The following is an 896-nucleotide window of genomic DNA, read 5'->3' as shown; positions in this document are numbered from 1 at the left end:
TGTGGTGATAACGACGCCCTGGTGGTTGATCACCCCAAAGCCTTCCATGTCTCCCCCTTCCTGCCCATGTTGCTGCAATATCACTGGGATCTTCACGTTGCCTTACCCGATCTGCGAATAGGGTTAGAGGACCGGGAGAACCAGGTTCCCGTCTTCAAGGCCGGGGTGAAATTGCAATTATTTGCGTCAGAACCGGCGATGATGGGTAAGGGCATTTTCCGGTTTGGTGCACAGGGGTTGGCCACGCTGAAACGTATTTACTGGCAGGCCTTCAAACTGTGGCGCAAGGGGGCGGTCTTCCATGGCCACCCCGCTGGCAAGCGCGATGAATGCGATCAAGGAAACAGGGAGTGAGACAAATGCTGTCTGGCGATAAAGCCTCTGACAATAAAGGTGACCAGGCCGGCACACTGAGTTGGCCGCAATCGGTGGCGCGCACGCTGGTGTTGAATCAGCTTGAGAAACTGCCGCGGGGTGGCCTGCGTATCGATGAGCCAGATGGTAATACGGTCATGCTTGGTTCCGCCGTGCGGGACAATAACGCTCTGGCTAATGACCTGGGGCACATCGTACTGGCCGACTGGCGCACCTACAGCATGATGATGAGCGGTGGGGCGCTGGGGGCGGCGGAAGCGTTTATGGAGCAGGGCTGGTCCAGCCCGGACCTGATCAAGGTGATTCGCTATTTCGCGNCCAATGTGGATGCCATGCAAGCCCTGGAAGGTGGCTTTGCGGCCCTGTCCAAGCCGGCGCTGAAAATGCTGCATCGCTACAACCGTAATTCACTGCAAGGTTCCCGCCGGAATATTTCTGCCCACTATGATCTGGGCAACGATTTTTTCAGCCTGTTTCTTGATCGCATTCATCGCGCTTGCCAGCGGGGTGGCCATGGAAGA

Annotated in this window: 1 protein-coding gene and 1 pseudogene; both read left to right on the top strand. The window is 56.9% G+C overall.

Annotation, left to right across the window (positions count from 1 at the left end; genetic code table 11):
* Positions 1-354: DUF1365 family protein (locus tag A3730_RS00255; protein WP_156500692.1), on the top strand; the 354-nt coding region annotated here is incomplete at its 5' end.
* A 5-nt stretch (positions 355-359) separates the two neighbouring features.
* A pseudogene (locus A3730_RS00250) lies at positions 360-896 on the top strand (class I SAM-dependent methyltransferase); the annotation flags it as partial.

Source organism: Alcanivorax sp. HI0044 (assembly GCF_001634945.1).
This window is presented reverse-complemented; position numbering and strand designations above follow the sequence as displayed.